This is a genomic window from Actinotalea sp. (assembly GCF_035443605.1).
GTDB lineage: Bacteria > Actinomycetota > Actinomycetes > Actinomycetales > Cellulomonadaceae > Actinotalea.
On the sequence record NZ_DAORSQ010000155.1, the window covers coordinates 2,388 to 4,143 of the forward strand.

Here is a 1,756-nt window from a genome sequence, read left to right on the forward strand (position 1 = left end):
CGACGCCGCGGTGCACGCCGCGGAGCTGCCGGTCGCCCTGCGCGGCGCCGTCGTGCAGGTGCTCGACGCCTGGGCGCCGCGCATCGAGGGTGTCGTGGTGGTCCCGTCAGCGACGCGTCCGGGCCTCGTCGAGCACCTGGCCGCCGGCGTGGCGCGGCACCTCGGGGTGCCCGTCGTCGGTGCGGTGGTCGCGTCCGCGCACCTGCCGCCCGGCCGGCACGACGTCAACTCCGCCCAGCGGCTGGCCGGGGTGGTGCGGCGCCTGGAGCTCGACCTGACGGACGCGGCGGCCGCAGGCCTGCGGGGCCGCTCGGTGCTGCTCGTCGACGACCGCCACGACTCGGGCTGGACGGTGACCGTCGCCGCCAGGCTGCTGCGCAGGGCCGGCGCCCAGCAGGTGCTGCCGTTCGTCCTCGCGACCGGCTGAGCCGGCGAGGCGGGCCGGTGTGCCGACGCGAGCCTGTCAGGCGAAGCGGGCCCGGACCGCCTCGCCGTGGGCGGGCAGGTCCTCGTCGTTCGCGAGCGCGACGATCCGGTCGGCGAGCACGCCGAGCGCGGCGGCGTCGTACTCGATCACCTGCACGGCGCGCAGGAAGCTGTGCACACCGAGGCCGCTCGCGTAGTGCGCGCACCCGCCCGTGGGCAGCACGTGGTTCGAGCCGGCCATGTAGTCGCCGAGCGAGACCGGTGCGTACGGGCCGACGAAGATCGCCCCGGCGCTGGTCACCCGGTCCGCCACGGCGGCCGCGTCGGCCGTCTGGATCTCGAGGTGCTCGGCACCGTAGGAGTTGACGACGGCCAGGCCCTGCTCGACGTCGTCGACCAGCACGATCGCCGACTGCGGGCCGGCCAGCGCGGTGGTCACCCGCTCGCTGTGCCTGGTCGCCGCGACGACGGCGGGCAGGAGTGCCTCGACGGCGTCCGCGAGCGCGACCGAGTCCGTGACGAGCACCGAGGCCGAGGTGGGGCCGTGCTCGGCCTGCGAGACCAGGTCGGCGGCGACGTGCCGCGGGTCCGCCCCGGCGTCGGCGAGCACGGCGATCTCGGTGGGACCTGCCTCCGAGTCGATGCCGACCACACCCCGCACGAGGCGCTTGGCTGCCGTGACGTACTGGTTGCCCGGGCCGGTCACGACGTCCACGGGCTCGCAGAGCATCGCGCCGTCGTCGGCCGTCTGGCCGGTCGCGCCGTAGGCGAGCATGGCGACGGCCTGGGCCCCGCCGACGGCGTAGACCTCGTCGACGCCGAGCAGCGCGCACGCCGCCAGGATCGTGGGGTGCGGCAGGCCGCCGTTGTCCCGCTGCGGCGGGCTCGTGACGACGAGCGAGCGCACGCCGGCCTCCTGCGCCGGGACGACGTTCATGACGACCGAGGACGGGTAGACGGCCAGCCCGCCCGGGACGTACAGGCCGACGCGGTTGACGGGCAGCCAGCGCTGGCGCACCTGGGCGCCGGGCGCGAGGTCGACGGTCGAGCCCGCCGGCAGCTGCGCCGCATGCACCGTGCGGACGCGGGCGATCGCCTCCTCGAGCGCGGCCCGGACCGCGGGGTCCAGCGTCGCCAGCGCGGCGGTCATGGCCGCGCCGGGCACGCGCAGGTGCACGGGCCGCACGCCATCGAACCGCTCGGCGAGGTCGCGCAGGGCTGCGGCGCCGCGCTCGCGCACGTCGGCGAGGATCGGCGCCACCTGGTCGGCCGCGCCGGCGACGTCGAGGTCGGGGCGCGGCAGCGTCGCGGTGAGCTGGCGGGCGGTCAG

General features: G+C 77.1%; 2 protein-coding genes. One reads left to right on the plus strand and one right to left on the minus strand.

Going from position 1 to position 1,756, the window contains the following annotated elements:
- Positions 1-427 (plus strand): phosphoribosyltransferase family protein (locus PKY62_RS12350; protein ID WP_324537393.1); only part of this gene is annotated, 427 nt, incomplete at its 5' end.
- Between the two features lie 36 nt (positions 428-463).
- Here PKY62_RS12350 and hisD read toward each other — a convergent pair.
- The coding region (hisD, locus tag PKY62_RS12355) for a histidinol dehydrogenase (RefSeq protein ID WP_324537395.1) at positions 464-1,756 on the minus strand (1,293 nt) is incomplete at its 5' end.